Source organism: Desulfovibrio sp. 3_1_syn3 (assembly GCF_000145315.2).
Lineage (GTDB): Bacteria > Desulfobacterota > Desulfovibrionia > Desulfovibrionales > Desulfovibrionaceae > Desulfovibrio > Desulfovibrio fairfieldensis.
In genome coordinates this window covers 1,156,515-1,179,686 of record NZ_ADDR02000001.1, presented here as the reverse complement: position 1 = coordinate 1,179,686, position 23,172 = coordinate 1,156,515, and the positions used below count along the sequence as shown (strand labels likewise).

The window sequence follows — 23,172 nt, the reverse complement described above, 5'->3', positions numbered from 1 at the left end:
ATGCTTATGACCACGGAGGAGGGGGCGCGCTTGGGAGCGCGCCCCCTTTCAGATCAGGCCTTATTTCGGTAATCAGGGAACAGGTCGCCTTTGTACAGATGCAGCCCGGTCCGGGAATAGCCGGAAGCCACCTGGAACGCGGCGAGGTCGTCAAAAGTGTTTCCCACCACCTGCATGCCGATGGGAATATTGTTCCCGGCAATGCCCACCGGCACATCCACCACGGGATAGCGGCTGAGCAGGTTCCAGATATACGTCAGCACGTGCGCCATTCCTTTGACGGGTTTGCCGTTCACCATCACCGTGTCGGTGGTGGGATCGTTGTCCGCCGGGAAATACGGCGTTGCCAGAGTGGGCATGAGCAGGGCGCGATACCCCTTGCCGAAAACATCCTGCTGCAACTGCCGATGGAGTCGGGTCGCAAGTTCGTCGGCGGCTGCCATGGCCTCCGGGCCGCCGTTGCGCGCCTCCTTGAGGAAATGCGCGGCGTAGCTGGTGAGCTTGTCCCGATGTTGCCCGGCGTTCAGCAGCATGGCGCCGATCCCGGTGGAAAGCAGGCCGTGCATGAAGGTTTTGTACTGGCCCGCGTAGCTCCAGCCCAGCCTGACCTCGTCCACAACGGCCCCCTGGCCGCGCAGAACGGCCGCGGCATCCGCCAGCGCTTCCCGGACCGAAGGATCAATGCCCTCCGGTATCCAGCTCTCGAAATAATCAAGCGCGATTCTCACGCCCTTAAGCCCCCCGTACGTGCGCGGATAGTCCAGTTTCTGCCGCAGGGCGGCATGCACCTTGGGATGCGGCCCGGTGATCACATTCTGCATCAGCACCATGTCGTCGAAGGTCCGGGCAAGGGGCCCGAGCGTCTCAAAGGTGGTCTCGGAAGTGGGAACACGGCCGAAAGGCGCTTTAAAGCCATAGAGCCCGCAAAGCGATGCGGGAATCCGGATCGAGCCCCCCATGTCCGAGCCTGTGGCGAGAGTTGTGAATCCGGCCGCCAGGGCCGCCCCGGACCCGCCGGAGGAGCCGCCCACCGCGTAATGGAGGTTCCAGGGGTTGCGCGTGACGCCCCACAGCCGGGACCATGTCTGGCTGTGGATATAGAGTTCCGGCACTGTGGTCTGAATGTGCAATATGGCCCCTTCAGAGAGCAGCATGTCGATGATGGCGGCGTTTTCCCCGGCCGGGGGAGCGTCCTGCAGAAGCACCGAACCCATGGTCACGCGCCAGCCGCGCACGTCGTTTTCGTCCTTGACGGCGACGGTCACGCCTTCCAGGGCCCGAGCGGAACCCGATTTATAGCGTTTTTCCGCTTCCTTGGCGGCCTGCATGGCCTGGCCGAAATGCTCGTACGTAACGGCATTCACCTGACCATTGAATTTCAGATAGTCTTTCAATTCCCTGCCGCTGGTGTTCAACGGCCCGTTATATTTGTTTATTCTTTCAATCTGGGCCGTGAGGACGTCCACCGGGGACAGCGCGCCTTCCCTGAAATATTGTATCTGTTCCACAGCCGTCAGATAGGCCAGGCCCTCTTTCGCCGGAGCCCCGGCCAGGGAGGAACGAGGGAAGCCGATGGAGAAAAGCCCGGCTTCAATGGCCGCAATGGCGCTCAAACGGAGAAAGTCGCGCCGTTTTATAACAGAAATCATAATCAGTTCCTTGTATGTCTATGCCGCCGCAAGCGCTCTGCCGTTTCCGCAACGCGGCCGCAACAGCGGCGCCGCACAGCAGGGCCCACGGGCGGCTTGTTTGCCCGCGCCTTTCGCCCGAGGAGCCGCCTTCCGGGCCGTCCGGATGCGCGACGCCCGCCCCGGCAGCGATAACCGGGAATACGCGTTCCTTATTCTATAATCATAGTTGGGAGCTTTTTCAATTCAGGAGGGATATGTTACAGATCCGGGCCCGCATCCGGATGCCGTCAAAGGCCGTGGAGAAGTCCAACAGCGGGGGCAGGTCCCGGCGGCCCGGAACAAAAAAATCCGCCGGAGCGGATTTGTATGCGACGCCCCGTGGCGCGTGCCGCGCAAGTGCCTGTCAGGCCGCGCGCGCTCTAAGAGTTGTTTTTAAATTGTCCTTTCGCCCTCTGCCTGCGCCAGGCTTGCCCCGTGCGAAGGTCGGGTTTGGGTATACTCCCACCGCCCTGGACTCGCCTCCCTTGGCAGAGAATGAAAATCCTTAGTAGAAACAACTCCTAGGGCATTTAACGCTTGAACGGCTCTAACCGGGAGTGGTGCTGGTCACATAGGCCAGTGCGGCCTGGCAATGCTCCGCCACAAGCCGGGCCGCAAGACCGGCGTCCTTCAGGCAGAGGGCCTCATAGATGGCGGTATGCTCGGCCAGAGTTCCCGACTTCAGCGGCGTTTTGCGGGTATAGAGCCTGTCGAAAAAACGGGTGTACAGATTGCAGCGCAGATAGATGCGCGACCAAGCCTCGTACAGATAGGAATTTTCCGCGGCATGCACCACGGCATGGTGAAAATCTTCATCCCGGAAGGTGAAGTTGAGAAAATCGTCATCGTCAATGGCCTGCTCCGTGGCCACGAGGATGCGCTTGATCTCCAGCTGCGCGTTTTTGCGGCCGTGCAGAGCGGCCAGGCGCGCGGCCTCGGATTCGAGCAGGATGCGCACGCCGAAAGCCGCGCGGGCGTCGTCGCCGTTGAGATTAGGAATGAAACAGCCCTTTTTGGGGAGCTTCTGCAGCAGGCCTTCGGCCACCAGACGGTTGAGGGCAATGGTCACCGGCGTGCGGCTCACGCCGAAATGCTCGGCCAAGTCACGCTCCAGAAGAAAATCACCGGGCTGATACTTGAGCTTGATATCCCTGATGATGAGTCGGTAGGCTTTTTGCTCGGCATTTTCTTTAGTATTCATGGCGTGTTGCTTCTCCGATTCCGGCACATACCATATCCGTCAGTCCGAAACCTGTAAAGGTTTTCCTGTCGCTACTGTCTGATTGCAAAAAAACGTGGTTTTTCACTGACTCACAGCGGCTGCGCCGCCACAAGGCCCGCAGGGTTCTGCGTGTCTAAGTTTTCAAATCAGACACCAAAACAGAAAAGTTTACATTTCTTCTCTTTTTTTCTTGACATGAAAATTTGTCAAGAATAATTTATTATTCAACAATCATGATGAATGCATTAAAAAATTTATTAAGAAACTCTTTTTGGTTTTCCCGGATTCCGGAGGATGGCATGCCGAGGTTGAGCATCGTTGAAACATAACTGAACGGGGGCATCATGTCGGACAAGAGCTTGTTGATTTTGGGCATGGGTTTGCAGGGCAAGGGGGCGTTGCACGACGTTCTGGAGCATCGCCTCTTTTCCAGGGTCACCGTGGCCGACTGCGGCGCGAGATACGCGGGAGAAATGCCGGGCTACGAAGCCAAGGGCGTCCGTGCCGTCTCCATGGACGCCAACGACACGGAAAAACTGCGTGAACTCATCGCGCAGCATGATGTGGTCATTGAGCTGCTGCCGGTCGAATTCGCCATGAAGGTCGGCCGCCTGGCGGCGGAGGCCGGTGTGCATCTGGTGAGCAGCATGTATTACATCGGCCAGTCCATGACGGACCCGGTAAGATTCCGACAGATGAAGGCGGAAATGGACGATATCGACGCCGTGGCCCGCCGCCGTGACTGCACGCTGCTGATTGCGTTCGGCATGGACCCCGGCCTGGACCTGATGCTGGGGGCCGACGCGCTGGGCAGGCTGGACGATATCGACCATTTTTATTCTTACGGCGCCGGGTTTCCTGAAGCCTCCGCCTGCGACAACGCGCTTTCCTACAAGTTTTCCTGGTCGCCCAGGGGCACGCTGGTTTCCTATTATCGCGCCACCAAGAAGATCGTGGACGGACAGATTGTGGACGTGCCCGCGGAAAAGCTCTACGCGCCGGAAAACACGCACCTTCTGCATGAGGAAACGCTGGGCTGCGACCTTGAGTGTTACGCGGCGGGCAACTGCCAGAACTTTGCCGAGATGTTCGGCATCAGCGGCAAAGTGCGCAACATGAACCGCTTTTCGGCCCGCCGCATCGGGCACTGCGCCTTCTGGGACGTCATGGTCAAGTGCGGCTTCCTGCGGGAAGACCCCGTCAACGTCAACGGCACGCCGATTTCGCCGCTGGATTTCTGCACCGCGCTGCTGACTTCGCAGGAACAGTTCTGGTACCGCAAGGACGAACGGGACATCGGCTACATCCGCGTGGAAGCCCGCGGCAGCAAGGCGGGCAAGCCCGTCGGCGTGACGCATACCATCATCGACTACGCGGATCCCGCCGCCGGTCTGACCTCCATGCAGCGCCTTGTGGGCTTCACGGTCTCCATCGCCGCCGGGCTCATCGCCCGCGGCGCGTTCAAAGAGCGGGGCGTGGTCATGCCCATGGCCATGCCTCTGAGCCTCATGCAACCCGAACTTGCCAAGCGCAACATCACTATTGTCACCAAGGTGGAATAAAAAACTGCCACTGAAGGGGAAGTTCAGTGGCAGTTTACCCTAAGCAGGAATACCAAGAATCCGAATCTCTCCGTATCCCAAACGCTTAAGAGGTAACATATGAACACGCCTGGCAGACAACCGACGATGTTGCAGTCTGTTTTTCCGCTCATAATGATGTTCATCATTCTGATGGGCGGCCGTTTGTACCTGAATTACCGTATCGAACCCCTGATCCTCTTTTCCGCCGTCATTGCCGGTCTTGTGGCCTGGTACCTGCACTGCCCGTGGCAGAAGCTGGAAAAAGCCATTCTGAACAAGATCGACGTCGCCATGCAGGGCATGCTGGTCATTTTCAGCGTGGGCTGCATGGTCGGCGCCTGGATGTTCTGCGGCACGGTGCCCTATATGGTGTACTGGGGCCTGCAGCTGGTGAATCCGCACTATATGCTTTTAAGCGCCTTTCTGATCTGCACGCTTACCTCATGTTGCACCGGCACGTCCTGGGGCTCCGCGGCCACCATCGGCGTCGCCATGATCGGCATCGCCCAGGGCCTGGGCATTCCCCTGGCGCCGGTGGCGGGCGCGGCCCTGAGCGGCTGTTATGTGGGCGACAAGCTGTCCCCGCTTTCCGACACCACCAACCTGGCCCCCGCCGTGGCCGGGGCCAAGACCTACGAACATATCGGGCACATGCTCCACACCACCATCCCCGGCACCATACTTTGCGTGGTGGTTTTTTTCATCACCTCGTCCAGCGTCACCGGAGATTTGCACACGCCCGCAGAAATCCAGGACTTTATGAACCAGTTGACGGAAATTTACAACCTGCATTTTCTGCTGGCCGTTCCCGTCATTCTGCTGATCACCGGTTCGTTGCTCAAGTGGCCCGTGCTGCCGACCATCGTGCTGACCACGGTCTTTTCCATTGCCCTCGGCTGTCTGCTTCAGGGCTTTGACCTCAAGAACGGCATTCTCGCCACCACCACCGGCTTCAAGGTCAGCATGACCCATTATCTGGCCACCCCGACCCCGGCCGTGAAGGCCCTGCTCAATCGCGGCGGCATGATGGGCGTGCTTGAGAACATGGGCATGCTCTGCGTGGCCATGGCGTTCGGCGGCATCATGCACGGCAGCGGCATGCTGACCGTAGTGCTGAGGAAGATGCTCAACCGGGTCCGCACGGACGGCGGCCTGATCATCTCCACCCTGCTCTCCTGCGTGGTGCTCTGTTTCTCCACCGGCTCGGCGTACATGGGCATTCTCATCCCCGGCGCGCTGTTCAAGGATTCCTATCTCAAGCGCCGCCTGCATCCCAAGAACCTGTCCCGCGCGCTGGAAGACTCCGCCACCATGCTGGACGGCGCGATTCCCTGGGCTTCCGGCGCCGTGTACATGAGCGGCGTTCTCGGCGTGAGCGCCTTTGATTACCTCCCGTGGATGGTCTTCAACTACTCCAGCGTGTTCATCGGCCTGGCCTGCGCCACGCTGGGCATCGGCATCGTGAAGATCAGCGCCGATGAGGCTAAGCGCCGCCTGGGAGACGCGCAGGCGGACACCACCCTGCTGGAAGAGGAACAGGCCGCCGTCGCGGCGTAAATCCCGGCATCCTCCCTCAAACCGGGCGCGGCGTTTTCCGGAAAAACGCCGCGCCCCTCGGGGAAACGACTATGAGCGATCGCGCCGTTTGGGGAAGCCGCCTCGGCTTCATCATGACAACCGCGGGCTTTGCCGTGGGGCTCGGCGCCATCTGGCGCTTCCCCTACATGATGAGCAAGAACGGCGGCGGGGCCTTTCTGCTGGTCTATCTGCTGACCACCCTGGCCGTGGGCGTGCCCCTGTTTATTGTGGAGGTCATGCTCGGCCGGGTCACACGGCACGGCGGCGTGTTGGGAATGCGGCAACTCACGCCGCCCCGCAGCCCCTTCCGCCTGGTGGGCTGGCTGGGCGCGGCGGCGGGCATCGGCATTCTGTCCTACTACTGCGTCATTCTGGCGCTACTGCTGATCTACTGGCTGAAAAGCCTGGGCGGGGCCTTTGCCTACGGAGCGGATATGGAGAGCTTCGCGCACATTTTCGACCTCACCTCGTCCAGCGTGGCGTCCTTGGGATTCGCCGTGCTTGCCGCCGTCCTGCTGATGGGCGCGGTCATCCGCGCGGGGCTGAAGCCCGGCCTGGAGCGGACCTGCAAATACCTGATGCCCGTGCTGCTGCTCTTTCTGGGCATTCTGGCGATCAGATCGCTGAGCCTGCCCGAGGCCGGAAAGGGCGTGGCCTGGTTCCTGAAGCCGGATTTCGGACGCATTGACCTTCAGGTGGCGCTGGACGCGCTGGGGCACACCTTCTTCGCCGTGGGCATCGGCGTTTCCACGACCTTCATCTTCGGCAGCTATCTAAGCGAACAGAGCAATATCGTCACGGACGCGCTGATCATCATCGGCATCAACACGGCCGTGGCCGTTCTGGCCGGGCTGGTCATCTTTCCCGCCATGCACGCCTTCGGCCTGACCAAGGCCGCCGGAACCGGCCTTGTTTTCGAAACCATGCCCGCCATTTTCTCCCACATGTCCGGAGGCTGGCTGCTCAGCGCCGTTTTTTTCTTTCTGCTGATCATTTCCGGCTTCGCTTCGGGCCTGGGCCTGGTGGAAGGCGTGGTGGGCACCCTGGACGAGGCCCTGGGCCTGGGCCGTAACAAGACCCTGATTCTGGTCCTGCTGGCCGTACTGCTGCTGAGCATCCCCACGCTGCTCTCCTACGGCGCTCACGCTCCCTGGGCCCGGATCCGGCTCTGGGACAAAACCATCTTCGTCTTCATCGAATACCTGGTCACGGCCCTGATCATGCCGACGGGCGCTCTGCTCATGAGCGTGTTCGTGGCCCGGCGTTTCGGCTTCGCCGCCTTTGCCGCCGAGGCGAACAAAGGCGCAGGAGGCCTTCGGATCACCCGGCACTGGAAATTTTTCATAACGGCAGTGGTGCCCTGCGCGGTAGGAGGCATCCTGCTACTGGGCCTGTTCGCATCCTAGAGCAGACTAACTTTGAGAATTGACATTCTCAAAGTTGACGCTGCCCTCAACCTATCGTTGCTGTCGTCATCCGTAAGCCGCTAGCGGCAATGGCTGACGCGCGGCGGGAACGCTGTCCCGCCTTGGCTTCAGGCGCGGGCATCTGCTTTCGCAGCCGCCCGTGCAAAGTAGATTTGAAAAGTTACTTTGCTCTAACGCACAGACAAAACAAGGAGAACGGCATGCTGACCTTCGGAAGTATCGGTTGCGGCAATATGGGCGGCGCTATCCTGGAAGGCGTGGCAAAGCTCGGAACATCCGGAACATGGCGGGTGATCGGCTTCGACCCCAACCAGGCCGCCGTCAAAGGCTTGCGGGAACGCTGCGGCCTCACGCCCTGCGCCGATGAAATCGAGACGGCCCGGCTGGCCGACGTGGTGCTTATCGCCGTGAAGCCGGAACACGTGCGGGCCGTGCTGGAGAAAATCGCCCCCCACCTGACGGGTAAACTGCTGATCTCCCTGGCGGCCGGCGTGGCCCTTGAGCGGATCAAAACCTACAGCGCCGACGCCTGTCCGGCCGTGGTCATCATGCCCAACACGCCCGCCATGGTGGGCGAAGGCTGCTGCGCGCTCTGCCTTGACGACCCGGCGCTGAACGAGGGACAGAAAAAACTGGTGCTGGAGCTGTTCAGCGCCATGAGCACCGCCGTGGTGCTGCGCGAATCGCAGATTCCGGAGTTTTCGGCGCTCATCGGCAGCGGGCCCGCGTTCATCTTTCATCTGCTGGAATCCTTTGTGGAAGCGGGACTGCGCCTAGGCTTCTCCTATGCCGACGCCAAACAGCTGGTGGAAAAACTCATACTCGGCAGCGTCAGGCTGGCTCAGGGCAATCCCGGCATACCGCACGCCAAGCTGCGGATGAATGTCTGCTCGCCCGGCGGCTCCTCCATCATGGGCGTCAATGAGCTGGACCGCCTCGGAGTGCGCGGGGCGATCATTGACGCGGTCCTTGCCACCCACCGGCGGGCGCTTGAAATGTCGTCCTGATCTTACGGCGCGGAAGCCGTGCCTCACGGCTTCCGCGCCGCCTCCGGAACACGGCATGCGCGCCCGCTCTTCGCAACTCTCCCGCTGGTCCGAGCTGTGGAGCATCACCTGGCCGCAGATTCTCATGCTGCTCGTGCAATTCGGCATCGGCCTGACGGATGTCTGGGCGGGCGGCCGCCTGGGTGCGGACGTGCAGGCCTCTATCGGCCTTATCGCCCAATGCCACATGGTGCTCATGACCATCGGCATTGCGACCGCCAACGGGGCCGTGGCCGCCATCAGCCAGAGCCTGGGCGCGCGGCGGGAGCGCCGGGCCCGGCGTTTCACGGGCCTGACGCTGGCAGCCGGTCTGGTCGCCGGAAGCTGCCTCGCCTGTGTCGGCGGCCTATTCCGGCAGGATCTGCTGGCCGTCATGCGCACGCCCGAGCACCTGCGGGCCCCGGCCGGTATCTTTCTCATGGCCTATCTCTGGACCCTGCCCGGCCAGTATCTTCTGTCCATCACCACAGCCGCGCTGCGGGCGGCCAAATCCGTGCGCCTTCCCCTGCTGGCGGCGCTGGGCACCGGCGTCCTGAACATCTGGGGGGATCTGGCGTTCGGGCTGGGCTGGTGGGGATTTCCGCACTACGGCGCCGCCGGGCTGGCCTGGGCGACCTTCGCCTCAGTGAGCCTGGGGGCCTGCGTGCTGCTGGTCTGCCTGCTGCGTTCAGGCCTGCTGCAACGGGATTCCCTGCCGCCGCGCCGCTGGATGCGCAGCGGGGGGCATTACCTGCTCCGCGTGAGCCTGCCCGCCCTGGGCACGTCCTTTTTGTGGCAGACCGGTTTTGTGCTCGTGCTCGTCATCACCATGACCCTGCCGGACGACAGCGTGACCGCCCTGGCCGGGTTGACGGCGGGCATGCGCATCGAAGCCGTCATCTTTCTGCCCGCCGTGGCTTGCCAGATGGCAGTGGCGGTTCTTGTGGGCCGGAGTCTGGGCAGGGGAGAAAAACAGGAGGCCCAGCGCACGGCCTGCGCCATGCTGATCCTGGCCGTGGCGGGCATGAGCGCGCTCACGGTCCTGCTCTGGTTCACGCGCGACGCGCTGGCCGCCATGATGACCGACGACGCCTGCGTGCATCAGGAAACAGTACGCTATCTGGTGTTTAATTTCCTGTCCGTACCGCTGATGGTGGCAAATCTGGTTCTGGTGGGCGTCTTCATCGGCGCGGGAGCCACGCATTATCCCATGTGGAGTTACGCGCTTGCCGTATGGGGAGTGCGCCTGCCGCTTTCGTGGTGGCTGGGGCACGTGGTGCTGCGCTCTTCCGCCGGAGTCTATTGGGCCATGGTCGCCTCCCAGCTCGTCCAGTGCGCCATGCTTCTGTGGGTACTGCTGCGAGTGGACTGGAAACGCTTCGCCCTGGGCTCATCCCGCCCCTGAAATCAAAACCACCCGCATAGCGGGTGGTTTGCTCCAGCCCTATAAGGGCTTGTTACCGGCCAGCGTCTAAAGGCGCTGGCTTTCACTTTGTTCAAGCCCAGTGCCCTTGCCGCTTTGGCTTACCCCTGGAAGGGGTTTTGGTATTCTCGGGTACTTACTCGATCTTGCAGAATATCATGCTTCTCTTGCTGCTGAATGTATTTTTTGACCGTTACCTCATTGAGTCCTACCGTACTGACGAAATATCCTTCCGCCCAGAATTTCCTATTGCCAAATTTGTACTTCAGGTTTGCATGCTTATCGAAAATCATCAATGAGCTTTTTCCTTTCAGGTACCCCATGAAACTTGATACACTGATTTTTGGAGGAATACTCACCAGCATGTGCACATGATCCGGCATGAGATGGCCCTCGATAATTTCAACACCTTTATATTTGCATAAGTCCTTAAGAATTTCTCCGATACTTTCTCGAATGTTGGCAAATATTATTTTCCGCCTGTATTTTGGAGAAAAGACAATGTGATACTTGCACAACCATTTTGTGTGGGCTAAACTTTGAACTCGAGTTCCCATATAAAAACACCTTTCCCTTAAAAATTACGATGGGCTTGAACAACTCTATCGTATGGGAAAGGTGTTTTTTGTATAACAAATTATTTCCACCCGCATAGCGGGTGGATTTCTGTTTCGCTCGCAAACGCTCGCTCAACTGGCTAAAGCCCCTTATGTAAAAGGCCCCGCGCGCCCAGAGCGCGCGGGGCCGGGTTCACCGCCGTTCAAGCGAGGACAGCGCCCGCAAGGCTACTTGGTATACGGCGGAATGGGCGTCTTGACCATCTTCATGAACTTGTCGGTCACGTAGTCGGCGTTCTTGACCCTTTCATATTCCTCAGGGGTGAGGCGGCCCAACTGGGTAAAGAAGGCGGCCAGATACCGCTGCCACTGCTGCGCCTCGCTCATGCCCTTGGAATTGTCCAGCAGCCTGAGCTGCTCCTCATAGTTGAAGACAGGGTGGGTTTTGATATCCTTGAGAGCCACTTCCGGGGTGTACTGCTGGCCCGCCCAGTCCATGAAGAAACGGCGGTACAGGGGCACCAGGGATTCGGCGGGCTCGTTCTTGAGCATATGGATGCCGCGCATATAGGCGCGCAGGAAGCCGGTGATGACTTCCGGATGGGCGTCAGCATACTTCTTGTCTGCCTGGATCACAATGGGCAGGGTCTGGCCGCAATTTTTGATGTTGCCCGCCAGCCTCCAGCCCTTGGCTTCGCCTACGTAGAGGTGCGGCGCCCAGAGGGCCACGCCGTCGCCGGTGCCGTTTTCAAACGCGCCCAGGGCCTGGGGCTGATCCATGTTCTTGATGACCACGTCCTTGTCCGTGAGGCCCAGCACCTTGAGCCAGGAGGAAAGGGCCATGTGCGGCGAGGACATGGTGGTGCAGAGGAAGGTCTTGCCGCGCACGGTTTCCGGGCTGCCCAATACGTCGGGGAAGTCCTTGTTCCAGCCCTTGACCTTGGCGATGGGGCTGTCCGGGCGGACCAGCACGCCGTTGGTGTAGGATTCGTCATTGCCGATGGCGATCACATAGGTGTCGTAGCGCAGTCCGCCCCAGACGCCGGGCACCGCGCCGTTGCCCGCCACCACCCAGGAACCGGAGGGCGTGGCGTTGACGATGTCCATACCGGAATTGAAATAATTGACTTCGAAATCCAGGCCTTCTTCCTTGTCCCAGCCGCGCTCATGGGCCAGCCAGGCGGCGAAGGTTTCGTTTTCGTTCATCCAGCCCATGGGAACCTTGACCAATTCCTTGGCCTGCAGCACGGGCGCGGCGGCCAGGAAAAGCACGGCCGCGAGAGCCGGACCCAAAAGATTGCGCAGTTTCATCCTCATGCCTCCAGGGTGAGAGGGTGTCGGGGCGGGACGCGGGCATGCCGCGCCCCGCGAAGCCTGATGCGCTACGAAGCCACGCAGGAGCGCACGCGCGGCGCGACCGGGGCGGCCTGACCGGCCTTGCCCTTGGGATCATAGGTGCGCGTCGTGGTGACCTTGTGCTGGGTGAAGAAGTCTATGCCGCCCTTGCCCTGCACCTTGTCCGTGCCGAGCAGGGAGCCCTTGATGCCGCCGAAGGGCACATAGGGATGCGGCGCGCAGATGCCCACGTTGACGCCCACCATGCCCACATCTGTATCGCGGCTGAACACTTCCGCGTAATGCATGTTCTGGGTGAAAATGCAGGCCCCGTTGCCGTATTCCGAACTGTTGACCAGCTCGATGGCGTCGTGAATGTCCGCCACCTTGATGGTGGCCACCAGAGGACCGAACACCTCGGTGGTGAACAGGGGGTTGCAGGGCGTCACGTCGCGGATGATGCAGGGGCCGACAAAGAAACCGTTCTTGTTCTTTTCCGGCAGGTCCACCCGGCGGCGATCCAGAACCAGCTTGCAGCCCTGGCCGTGCCTGAGGGCGATATCCACGTAATTGAGCACATTGTCCGCGGCCTTGCGGGAAATCAGCGGCCCCATGTAGACGTCGGGGTCAAAGGCGTCGCCCACCTTGACGGTCTTGGAGGCCTCAATCATGCGCTCCAGCACTTCCTCGTAAACTTCCGGCACGGCGGCCACGATGGACCCGGCCAGGCAGCGCTGCCCGGCGGAGCCGTAGCAGGAATTGAGGAAGTTGTTGATGAAGACGTCCATATTGCTGTCTTCCATGACCAGAAGCAGGTTCTTGGCCCCGCCCAGCAGCATGGAACGCTTGGCCCCCTTGGCGCAGCCCGCGGCCATGGCTTTGGCCGTGGGCGTGGAGCCCACCAGGCAGACGCCCGCCATGCGCGGGTCCTCATACCAGGAACCGGGAATGTCGCGGTTGCCGTGCACCACGTTGACCACGCCCGCGGGCAGCCCGATTTCCATGAAGATCTCGCAGATGAGCTGCATGAAATAGGGTGACTGGGTGGAGGGTTTGAAGATGAAGGTATTGCCCACGGCGATGGCGTAGGGAATGAACCAGCCGAAGACCAGGGCCGGGAAGTTGAAGGGAGCCACCCCGCCAAACACGCCCAGGGGCTGGCGTACCACCTTGGCCGAGATATTGGTGGAGATGTAATCCAAGGTGTCGCCCTGGATCGTGGACGGCGTGGCTGCGGCGGATTCCAGAATCTCGATCACCCGCTGCACTTCGCCGCGCGCTTCGGAAATATGCTTGGCCTGGTCCAGAGCAATGGCCTGGGCCAGTTTTTCCAGGTCCCGCACCATGCAGTCATGGATTTTATAGATATAGGCCATGCGCTTGCCGATGGAGAGATTGCGCCAGGGCCTGTAGGCCGCATGGGCCGTGGCGATGGCCGCCTCAGCCGTGGCCGGGCCGGAAATGGGCACGCTGCCGATTTCCTCACCGGTGGAGGGGTTGTAGAGCGGCACGCGCTTGCCGCCTGCCTCTTCCTGCCATTCGCCGTTGATGAAATTTTTGATCCTGATGTCCGACATGGCGTACCCTCCGCGTGGATACTGGTCTGTTACTAGAACGTGTTATCCTGACATGGCTTGCTCATTGGGCTGGAACCGGAGCATGTTCACATGGCCGCGATTTCAAAACGCATCCGCTCCGGGAAGTCCGGCTGATTCTTTTCCTCAATTTTCAGATAGCGTCTTTCGCGCACAGACTGCTTGCGGAAATCTGACAAAATCTGTCGGCAATCGGACAAAAAAGGCCATAAAAAAGCGACTGACGCATGCGAAGGCATGGAGGGAGGAGCCACGCGTTCAGGCTTAAGGTAGTTGAAGCATTTCAAGTGCTGGATGCTTTAATTGTCGCCGCGCGCCCGGAAAACGCAGCCCGGCGTGCGCCCGAAGGCCTGCTTGAAGGTGGCGATAAAGGCTGAAATCGAGGAATAGCCGCTGTCCAGGGCCACGGAGGTGACGCTCTCGCCCTGTTTCAGACGGCTGTAGGCGGCCTGCATGCGCTGGCGCTGCCGCCAGGTGCGGAAGGAAGTGCCGGTCTCCCGGCGGAAAAGCCGGGCCAGATTGCGCTCGGACATGCCCAGGCGCTCGGCCCACTGGGCCAGGGAAGTGGACACGCCGGGCGTGGTGAGCAGGGCCGTGCACAGCTCCACCAGGCGGTGGTCGCTGGGCATGGCCAGCGGCTGCGCCTCTTCCGGCGATTCCAGAAGCAGGTCCAGCAGCACGGCCACCAGACGGCCCCGGGCATCCGCACCGTAGGAATAGGGCTGCGGCGTGAGATGCAGCAGCAATTCGCGCACCAGGGGCGTGATCTCCATCACGTGGCAGCGGGCGAAACGCTCCACCCCCAGCAGAACGCGCTGGTCGATCCAGAGGCTGCAATCCCTGGCTTCGCAAGGCACATACCATTCATGACGGCAACCGGCGGGCACCCAGACGGCCCGCTGGGGCGGGGCCAGCCAGTTGCCCTGCTCCGTGCACATGACCATGCAGCCGTGCCCGGTGTAGGCCAGCTCGCCCCAGGGATGCACATGGGGCTTGCTCCAGGTATCGGGTGGGAAGTCGTCATTAAACCAGACTACCGGCCTGGCGGCCGGATCATAGGGCGCGAGATAGCTTTTGGCTTCCAGTGGTTCCATGGACGCCCCGCAAAAGCAAATCCGAATAAAAAGGAGCCTGTTGCATGGCCCTTCGGCGCTTCCCCAGAGCAATTTCACTTTGAAATTTGTAGAATTTCAAAGCTAATCTGCTCTAGAGACTGTCGCCACGAGATGAATTTTCGTGTTATATCAAGGAGAACGAGCCTTTTATGCAGGGAGTGTACTCTTCTGGTACTCGCTTTATCCGTTGCGACGAAGGAAGCTACGGATGAAGACAGCAATGAGTTACACAAAATTCCTTTCATCGAAATCACTATCGCTATCCGTAACACAGCAGAGCTGTGAGCGGCTAGCGCGACCGAAATAAAAGGCGATGTTCGACGCGGAGATAACCGAAAAGACGCTCGTGACGACTGTCTCTAAAAGTCCAGCTTGAACTGCATGCCAAGCCCCAGCGCCGAATCCGGCTGGCTGTTGTTGGCGCTGTGATCCCGGTTCTGCTCGTCCTTGAGAATCAGCTCCGGGCCCACGCTGATGCTCAGATCCTCTCCGGCGTCCACATCGGCAAAGGCCCGCACCACATGACGGCTTTCCAGGGGCAGGCTTTCATCCGGCCGCGCGCTTTCCGTAGGCAGACGCTCCCGCCAGGTGGCGGTTTCATTCTCCACACTGACGCCCAGTCCGCTCTTTTTCTTCTTTTTCTTTCCGGCCGCCTCATCAAGGGCGCTGTCGATGCCCGGCGTGGTATTCATGGCCTTCTTCTTGAGCCCGGCGTCTTTCACGGCGCGCTCGTGCAGATGCCGCACGGGAGTGCCCTGCCGCCAGATGGCGGCGTCGCGATCATCCGACTGGCCGAAGGCCCAGGCACTGCCGTGCAGGGATTTCTTTTTCCCGGCGTCGGCTTTGAGTGCGCCCGGTCCCGAACGGCTTTGCCCGGAAACGGCTCCGACCGGGTGCTTGCCCGTCGCGTGGCGCGATCCGGCAGCTTGCGGCGCGGCGCGCTGTTCCGTCGCCGCGAGCGAGGCCGCGGGCCAAGGCGAACCACAGACCAGGGTCGCAAAGGTGATGAAAAACATCATCCATCTGTTCATCATATTTTTTCTTACTTCAACCAGCGCGCCTCTGTAAAGCCCGGACCGGCTTTCCTCCGGGCCCGTGTTTCAAACGGCCGGGAACATCCCGGCCGTTCCGCGCGAAACAAAAAACAACCGAACTATTTAATTGCTCTAAAGAATTATTGAAATGCACCGAAATAAGAATTATATATCATAACTGTGCATGATATCCAGAATGCAATAATCAAATAAAAATACTCTAATTTCATCTATTAAAAAAACATACGTATGTAAGTAAGTATGAATATCTTTTTACGTAAATACCTTCTGGCCAAAATAATTTCCTGAAAAATTTACTTCCTTCGGTAAAAAACCGGTGTGCTTCCATTAACTGGAGGCACTCCGGTTTTTTACAGACAGAGAAGGGAATGCTTTCTTTAAACACCGCGGTCCAGAGGGGGGGGAGAAAAATCGTGATCCGAGGCAGGGACGGGACCGTGCCCATACAAGCAACACGTAACATGTTACCGCGCTGGCGTGGCGGCTGGCCGCCGCGGCTGCGGAACTTCAGGCTCTCCAGGAGGAGTAGATGAAAAACCTGAAAATCGGAATAAAAATGGCGCTGGGGATATGCATTATCCTCCTGCTGGTATTCTTGAACGGCGTATACTCCATCAAGTCGCTCACAGGCATTGATGACGGCATGACGTCCATTGAGAAAAAATACCTGCCGCTGGCTGAGCTGGCCGCCGAGGCGCAGAACACCCTCAAGGATGTGCCCGCCACCATGAACACGTATCTGCTTACGGGCCAGAAATCCCTCTGGGGGTCCACGCAAGCGGAGATGGTCAAGGTGCAAGGGCTGATCGGCGAACTGAACAAGGCCGCCAAGACCTACTCGGAAATCGACACGGAGCTGGGCAAAGAGCTGGTGGACAAGTTCAAGCTGTTTGAAACGAACCTGCGCAACGTTTATGCAACCAACGAAGCCTTCATTGTAAACCGAGTGTCCATGATCCCCATCGGCCTCAAGATCAATAAAAAAATAGTTTCTTACAAGACCGAAATGCTCAAAAACTTCAAGGAGGCGCATGCTCAGGGCGACCTCACGGAAATGGCCCTGCGCCTGCAACGCCTTGAAAGCATCGACGCAGTGTCCTCCATCTTCGCGGATATCCGAGGCAGAATGCTGCGCAGCCTGGCCGCGCAGCAGCAGGATGACATCAAGGAAAACCTCAAAGTGCTTTTCCCCAGGCTTTTCGCCCAGATGGACATCGTGGCGGCCGACCTCAAAAACCCCGCATACCGCGAGCTACTCGGCGAAATACGCAAGAATGTCGAATTGTTTCATGGCAAACAGCGCGACATGCTCGAGCTGTGGAACAAGAAAGACGCGCTGAACAAGCAGCGCGAGGAAGCGCGTGAACAGGTCCTGGGCGTCATGGGCAAAATCGCGGAACAGACCTCTCACCTCCAGCGCACTGTCGTCGCGAAAGTTTCACAGGCTGCCACCGCCAGCGTGAAGTTGACTTTCGGCGTCTGCGCGGTAGTGTTGTTGCTCGGCCTTCTGATCGGCATTCTCCTGACGCGCGCCATCACCTCGCCCATGGCCAAAACCCTTGGATTCGCTCAGTCCGTGGCGGCCGGGGAGTTAAACAAAAGGCTGCATCTTGAGCAGCGGGACGAGTTCGGCCAGCTTTCCACGGCCCTGGACAGCATGGTGGACTCGCTGAACGAAAAAATCGAAGAAGCCAACACCGAATCCGCAAAAGCCCAGGTCAAGAGCGACGAAGCCACGGCCGCCATGGAAAAGGCTGAAGCCGCCGGCAAGGAGGCCAAGGCTAAAACTGAAGCCATGTTGACAGCCGCCGACAGGCTGGAAGAAGTGGCCTCTGTGGTCTCCTCGGCCTCCACCCAGCTTTCGGCCCAGATTGAGCAGTCCGACCGGGGCGCGGGCGAGTCCTCCCAGAGGTTGGGCGAGGCGGCCACCGCCATGAACGAAATGAACGCCACTGTCCAGGAAGTGTCTAAAAACGCCGGTTCCGCTTCGTCCGCGTCGACTGAAACCAAGGAAAGAGCCTCCACCGGTTCCCATATTGTGGAGCAGGCCGTGCAGGGCATTGAGCAGGTGCATCAGATGTCTCTGGTACTCAAGGACGATATGGGGCAACTGAATGAACACGCTCAGGACATCACCCGGATCATGAACGTGATTTCCGACATTGCGGACCAGACCAATCTGCTGGCGCTCAACGCGGCCATTGAAGCGGCTCGTGCCGGCGAGGCCGGGCGCGGCTTCGCCGTGGTGGCCGATGAGGTGCGCAAGCTGGCCGAAAAAACCATGGCCTCCACCAACGACGTGGGCAACGCCATCAAGGCCATCCAGGAGAGCACGGCAAAGAGCATGACCGGCGTGGATCAGGCTGTGGAACGCATCGCCCAGGTCGACGAACTGGCCAGCCGGTCCGGCCGGGCCCTGCGGGAGATCGTGAACACCGCGGAAGTCACGGCCGACCAAGTCAATGCCATTGCCACGGCCAGCGAGGAGCAGTCCGCAGCCAGCGAGGAAATCAACCAGACCATCGTCCAGGTCAACGACATGTCCAGACAGACCGCCGACACCATGGCCGAGGCCTCCAAGGCCGTGTCCGATCTGGCCTCGCAGGCCCAAAGGCTCACGGCGCTCATCCAGGAAATGAAGCAGAGCTAACAGCTCCTTCCCCGTCCGCACAAGAGAAGCCGACTTTCCTCCGCGTATCGGAGAGAAAGTCGGCTTCTTACACCAGCCTTGGCTTTTTGTCGTGAAAAGCCCCGGTCGGATGGGCAGCTCCGGCCCGAAGGGCTCGCTGTCCGTCCGGCCGGGGCGTCAAGACGGATTTATGTCAGCCGGTTAGTTAGCTTGCGTCGCGGGCGCGGCCACGGGCGTCGTCTTGCCTGCGGCGGTTTCCTCCTGCAGCAGGCGTTCGGTATTGACCACCGGGAAGCTCGGGCTCTTGCCGGGGTCCTCCCAGCCGCCGCCCAGGGCCATGCAGACGCTGACCACCGCGTCAAGACGGTCGCGCAGGGCCGAGGCCAGTTGCAGCTCGGCGGCAAAGAGCTGGCGCTCGGCGTCCAGCACCGTCAGATAGTCGGTGTAGCCGTTGTCATACTGCAAGCGGGCGATGTCCACCGAGCGGCGCAGGCTTTCCACCTGAATCTGCATGCTGCGCACAATGGCGTCCGCCTCGCGCTGCGAGGTGAGCGAGGTGCGGATGTCTTTGAAAGCCACCTGCACTGTCTTGCGATACACCGCGATGGCGGCCTTTTTCTGGGCTTCCGCGTCCTTCAGATTATACCAGTTGCGGCCGAAGTCCAAGATGGGCAGCGTTCCAGTGGCCCCGTAGCTCCAGGCTCCGGCCGGACCGGTGAACAGATTGCCCACCGCCGCGCTGAGCGTGCCCAGCATGCCCGTCAGGGAGATGGACGGGAAGAACTGGGCGCGGGCCACGCCGATATTGGCATTGTAGGCCATGATCATGTATTCGGCGGCGCGCACGTCCGGCCGCCGCTCCAGCAGTTCGGACGGCAGGCCCTCGGGCAGCACCGGCGGCGAAGGCAGCATGCCGATGGCCTGCCCGCGCGGCATGGCGCGGTTGATGATGTCGCGCGGCGAACGGCCCAGCAGCACGGCCAGGGCGGCCTCGGCCTGGTCCACGGACACGGTGCTGGTGTGCACCTGGGCGCGGGCGGTTTCCACCTCGGCCCTGGCCCGCTGCCAGTCAAGCTCGGTGATGTCGCCCTGCTTGTAGCGGCTGGTGTAGATGCCGAAGGCATCCTCGCGGCTCTTCAGCGTGCGCCGCGCCGTGTCCAGCTGCATGTCCAGGGCCAGCAGGGCGAAATAGCCCTGGGCCGTCTGCCCGGCCACGGAAAGGCGCAAGGCCTCGTGCCCCACCACGGTATTCATCAACACGTCGGAAAGGGCCGTATAATTGTTGCGGTACTTGCCCCAGAAATCCAGTTCCCAGGAAGCGTTGAGCGAACCCTGGTAATTGGTGTTGGAGCGGTCGGCCAGAGTGCTGTAGTTGGCGATCTTGGTGGACGAACTCTGCGAAGTGGCCGCCGCGTCGCCGCTGACCGAGGGCAGCAGCTGGGAGGTGGCAATGCCCACCTGGGCAGCCGCGGAATCGATCTTTGCCAGGGATTCGGCCAGATCCTGGTTGTTTTTCAGGGCTTCCTCGACCATGGCCGTGAGCACGGGGTCGTTGAAGCGGGTCCACCAGTCGGTGTTCAACGGCGTGGAACCCAGATCCACCTTGCGCCATTGCTCGGGGATGTCCTGCCCGGGCCGCTCATAACGCGGCGCCAGCGAGCAGGCGGAAAGCAGCAGGGCCAGCGTCATCGCCAGCGCCAGCGCGCGGGCTGCGGCAAAGGCCGGAGCCCGTCGGGCTTTATAGGGGGCGCTCATATATCCTCCGGATCGTCATCAAAACGGCTCTTGCCTTCATTGGGGTCTTTCTTGCCCTGCAATTTCAGCGAAAGCTGCATGATGGCCTTAAAGAAGTACGGCACAAAGAGCGTGGCGATGCAGGTGGCCGCCAGCATGCCGCCGATGACCGCCGTGCCGATGGCGTGGCGGCTGTTGGCGCCCGCGCCGGAGCTGATGGCCAGCGGCACGCAGCCCAGGATGAAGGCCAGGGAGGTCATCACGATGGGCCTGAAACGCAGGCGCGCGGCCTGCATGGCGGCCACGTCCAGGCTACGGCCGTCGCGCCAGGATTCCACGGCGAATTCCACAATCAAGATGGCGTTTTTGGCCGCCAGGCCCACCAGGGTGACTAGAGCCACCTGGAAGTACACGTCGTTGGACAGGTCCCGCATCCAGGTGGCGACCAGCGCGCCGAACACGCCGAAGGGCACGGCGGTGAGCACGGCCAGGGGCAGAGACCAGGATTCATACTGGGCGGCCAGGATCAGGAAGACCATGACCAGAGCCAGCACGAAGATGATGGTGGTGTCGGCGCTGGCCAGCTTTTCCTGCAGGGCCGAGCCCACCCAGCCCAGGCTGAAGTCGTTGGGCAGCACCGCGTTGGCGGCCTGCTCCATGGCGTCCAAGGCCTGGCCCGAGGAATAGCCGTCGGCCGGGTTGCCCATGATGTGCGCGGCCGGGAACACGTTGTAGCGTTCCATGACCTGGGGGGCCGTGCGGCGCTCCAGAGTCATGACGGCGGTGAGCGGAATCATCTCGCCCTTGTCATTGCGCACAAAGACGTCATTGAGCGACTCTGGCAGCATGCGATAGGCCGCCTCGGACTGCATGCGCACCTGGAAGGTACGGCCCATGTAATTGAAGTCGTTTACATAGGTCGTGCCGAAGGTGGCGCCCATGGCCGTGAACACGTCGCTGACGCTCACGCCCATGTCCTTGCAGCGCTCGCGGTCCAGATTGGCGTAGAGCTGGGGCGCGCCGGTGGAGAAGAGGTTCTGCACGCTGCCGATGGCCGGATACTTGGGCGTGCCGTCGGCCTTTTTGGCTGTGGCCTCGGCCACCACCGCGTTGGCCTCCTTTTCCAGGTCGTAGATGGTGCCGTCGCCGCGCATCTGGATATAGCCTTCAAAACCGCCCGTGGTGCTCATGCCGCTGATGGGCGGCGGCGAAAAGCCCAGCACCACGGCTTCCGGCTGCATCATGGTCACGGCCATGACCTTCTTGGTCAGGTCGTCGGCGGACATTCCCGGCCCCTTGCGCTGATCCCAGGGCTTGAGGGTGGCGAAGAAGGTGCCGTAGTTGCTCTTGACCGCCATGGAGGTGATGTCCAGGCCGTTGATGGTGGCGATGCCGTCCACGGAAGGGTCCTTGAGCACAAAGTCGGTCAGGGTATCGGTGACCGCCGTGGTCCGGTGCTGGGACGCGCCGTCGGCCAGGATGGCCATGCCCAGGATGTAGCCCTGGTCCTCGTTGGGCACCAGGCCGCCGGGCACCACCTTGAGCAGCCAGACAATGGCGACCAGCATCACGCCGAACAGGATCATGGCGCGCAGGCCCGAGTCCTTGATGAAGCGCACGGCGCGCAGGTAACGGTGCGTCACCCGCCCGAAGGCGTAGTTGAACCAGGTAAAAGCGCGCGGCGGCTTGTAGTCATGGGCGTGGGGCTTGAGCAGCAGGGCGCAGAGCGACGGCGTGAGCGTCAGCGCCACAATGCCCGAGAGCACCACGGATACCGAAATGGTGATGGCGAACTGCTTATACATCTGGCCCGCCAGACCGCCCATGAAGGACACCGGAATGAACACCGCGCAGAGCACCAGCACAATGGCGATAACCGGGGCCGTGACCTCGTTCATGGCCTTGGCCGTGGCCTCCTTGGGCGGCAGATGCTCGGAGCTCATGATGCGCTCCACGTTTTCCAGCACCACGATGGCGTCGTCCACCACGATGCCGATGGCCAGCACCATGCCGAAGAGAGTCAGGGTGTTGATGGAATAGCCCAGGGCGTACATGCCCGCGAAGGTACCGATGATGGACACCGGCACGGCGATGCAGGGAATCAGGGTGGCCCGCCAGTTCTGCAGGAAGACATAGACCACGATGAACACCAGAATCATGGCCTCCACCAGGGTGCTGATCACCTCTTTGATGGATTCCATAACAAAGTCGTTGGTGTCCACCACGACTTTGTAAGCCATGCCGTCGGGCAGGGTTTTGGCGATCTCTTCCAGGCGGGCCAGGACCAGATCGCCGGTGGCGATGGCGTTGGCGCCGGGCAGCAGATAGACCGCGCCCATGCGCGCCACCATGCCGTTGTAGCGGGAACCGACGCTGTAATCCTGGCCGCCCAGCTCAATGCGGGCCACATCCTTGAGGCGCAGCATGGCGCTGTCCTCGCCGGTGCGGACGATGATCTCGCCGAACTGCTCGGGCGTGACCAGGCGTCCCTCCGTGTCGATCTGCCAGGTGAGCTGGGTGGAGGACGGCGAGGGCATGTCGCCCAGGCGGCCGGGAGCGTACTGCGAGTTCTGGTCCTGAATGGCCCGGGCCACCTCGCCGACCGTCAAACCGTATTTGGCCAGCTTGTCCGGCTGGAGCCAGATACGCATGGAGTAGCTCATGGAACCGAACACGGAACAGTCGCCCACGCCGGGCACGCGCTTGAGCTCGTCCACCACGTTGATCTGCATCCAGTTGTGGATATAGACCTCGTCGTAGCGGCCGTCAGGCGAGTAATAGGCGAAGGCCTGCAACATGGCCGGGGAGCGCTTGACCACGGTCACGCCCTGGCGGCGCACCTCTTCGGGCAGCAGGGTCTGGGCCAGGTTGACCTTGTTGTTGACGTTGACCAAGGCCATGTCCGGGTTGGTGCCCAGGGAGAAGTAGACGTTGATACTGCCCGAACCGGAGCCGGAAGCGGCGGTGGAAGTCATGTAAAGCATGTTTTCCACGCCGTTGATGTTCACTTCCAGAGGCGCCAGCACCGTGGCCGCGATGGTCTCGGCCGAGGCGCCGGGGTAGGACACGCTCACGTTGACCGTGGGCGGCACCAGGTCCGGATACTGGGCGATGGGCAGGGCCTTCATGGCCAGCGCGCCCACCAGGGTGATCAGGATGGATATGACGGCCGAAAGGACCGGCCGGCGCAAAAAGAGATTCGGCTTAGCGGAAGCGGCCATATG

General features: G+C 60.9%; 15 protein-coding genes. 6 read left to right on the top strand and 9 right to left on the bottom strand.

Annotation, left to right across the window (positions count from 1 at the left end; all coding sequences use genetic code 11):
* Window positions 1-53: 53 nt before the first annotated feature.
* A complete protein-coding gene (locus HMPREF0326_RS04960) occupies window positions 54-1,649 on the bottom strand; it encodes an amidase (RefSeq protein WP_020990268.1) in 1,596 nt (531 codons plus the stop codon).
* 568 nt (window positions 1,650-2,217) lie between these two features.
* Window positions 2,218-2,871: a GntR family transcriptional regulator gene (locus HMPREF0326_RS04955; protein ID WP_008683375.1), complete on the bottom strand. Its 654-nt coding sequence runs from the start codon at window positions 2,869-2,871 to the stop codon at window positions 2,218-2,220.
* A 365-nt stretch (window positions 2,872-3,236) separates the two neighbouring features.
* Between HMPREF0326_RS04955 and HMPREF0326_RS04950 the strand changes: the two genes are divergently transcribed.
* The 5 genes from HMPREF0326_RS04950 (at window position 3,237) to HMPREF0326_RS04930 (ending at window position 9,910) form a co-directional block, all read left to right on the top strand.
* Window positions 3,237-4,454, top strand: a complete 1,218-nt coding sequence (locus HMPREF0326_RS04950; protein ID WP_020990267.1) for a saccharopine dehydrogenase family protein — start codon at window positions 3,237-3,239, stop codon at window positions 4,452-4,454.
* Between the two features lie 126 nt (window positions 4,455-4,580).
* On the top strand, window positions 4,581-6,032 hold the full coding sequence (gene nhaC, locus HMPREF0326_RS04945; protein WP_008683373.1) for a Na+/H+ antiporter NhaC: 1,452 nt from the start codon (window positions 4,581-4,583) through the stop codon (window positions 6,030-6,032).
* Window positions 6,033-6,103: 71 nt separating this feature from the next.
* Window positions 6,104-7,459 (top strand): sodium-dependent transporter, encoded by a 1,356-nt coding sequence (locus HMPREF0326_RS04940; RefSeq protein WP_008683372.1) that lies wholly within the window; start codon window positions 6,104-6,106, stop codon window positions 7,457-7,459.
* A gap of 221 nt (window positions 7,460-7,680) precedes the next feature.
* Window positions 7,681-8,487, top strand: a complete 807-nt coding sequence (proC, locus tag HMPREF0326_RS04935) for a pyrroline-5-carboxylate reductase (protein WP_020990265.1) — start codon at window positions 7,681-7,683, stop codon at window positions 8,485-8,487.
* 55 nt (window positions 8,488-8,542) lie between these two features.
* The gene (locus HMPREF0326_RS04930; RefSeq protein WP_008683370.1) at window positions 8,543-9,910 is read left to right on the top strand and encodes an MATE family efflux transporter; all 1,368 of its coding nucleotides are present in this window, start codon (window positions 8,543-8,545) and stop codon (window positions 9,908-9,910) included.
* Window positions 9,911-10,029: 119 nt separating this feature from the next.
* Here HMPREF0326_RS04930 and tnpA read toward each other — a convergent pair whose 3' ends face one another.
* The 5 genes from tnpA to HMPREF0326_RS04905 all read right to left on the bottom strand — a co-directional run bounded on the left by tnpA (window position 10,030) and on the right by HMPREF0326_RS04905 (window position 15,564).
* Entirely contained in the window at window positions 10,030-10,485 is a 456-nt protein-coding gene (gene tnpA, locus HMPREF0326_RS04925) for an IS200/IS605 family transposase (protein WP_008686514.1), read from the bottom strand.
* Window positions 10,486-10,713: 228 nt separating this feature from the next.
* Window positions 10,714-11,796, bottom strand: coding sequence for an ABC transporter substrate-binding protein (locus HMPREF0326_RS04920; protein WP_009302716.1), 1,083 nt, complete (start codon window positions 11,794-11,796; stop codon window positions 10,714-10,716).
* 71 nt (window positions 11,797-11,867) lie between these two features.
* The gene (locus HMPREF0326_RS04915) at window positions 11,868-13,397 is read right to left on the bottom strand and encodes an aldehyde dehydrogenase family protein (RefSeq protein ID WP_008683368.1); all 1,530 of its coding nucleotides are present in this window, start codon (window positions 13,395-13,397) and stop codon (window positions 11,868-11,870) included.
* 317 nt (window positions 13,398-13,714) lie between these two features.
* Window positions 13,715-14,509: a helix-turn-helix transcriptional regulator gene (locus HMPREF0326_RS04910; RefSeq protein ID WP_008683366.1), complete on the bottom strand. Its 795-nt coding sequence runs from the start codon at window positions 14,507-14,509 to the stop codon at window positions 13,715-13,717.
* A 380-nt stretch (window positions 14,510-14,889) separates the two neighbouring features.
* On the bottom strand, window positions 14,890-15,564 hold the full coding sequence (locus HMPREF0326_RS04905; RefSeq protein WP_147568377.1) for a hypothetical protein: 675 nt from the start codon (window positions 15,562-15,564) through the stop codon (window positions 14,890-14,892).
* 550 nt (window positions 15,565-16,114) lie between these two features.
* On the opposite strand from HMPREF0326_RS04905, the gene HMPREF0326_RS04900 reads away from it, so the two are divergent.
* Window positions 16,115-18,235 (top strand): HAMP domain-containing methyl-accepting chemotaxis protein, encoded by a 2,121-nt coding sequence (locus HMPREF0326_RS04900; protein ID WP_008683364.1) that lies wholly within the window; start codon window positions 16,115-16,117, stop codon window positions 18,233-18,235.
* Window positions 18,236-18,415: 180 nt separating this feature from the next.
* Here HMPREF0326_RS04900 and HMPREF0326_RS04895 read toward each other — a convergent pair whose 3' ends face one another.
* The gene (locus HMPREF0326_RS04895) at window positions 18,416-19,969 is read right to left on the bottom strand and encodes an efflux transporter outer membrane subunit (RefSeq protein ID WP_008683363.1); all 1,554 of its coding nucleotides are present in this window, start codon (window positions 19,967-19,969) and stop codon (window positions 18,416-18,418) included.
* On the bottom strand, window positions 19,966-23,169 hold the full coding sequence (locus HMPREF0326_RS04890; RefSeq protein ID WP_008683362.1) for an efflux RND transporter permease subunit: 3,204 nt from the start codon (window positions 23,167-23,169) through the stop codon (window positions 19,966-19,968). The genes HMPREF0326_RS04895 and HMPREF0326_RS04890 overlap by 4 nt, the downstream gene beginning before the upstream one ends.
* Between the last annotated feature and the right edge of the window lie 3 nt (window positions 23,170-23,172).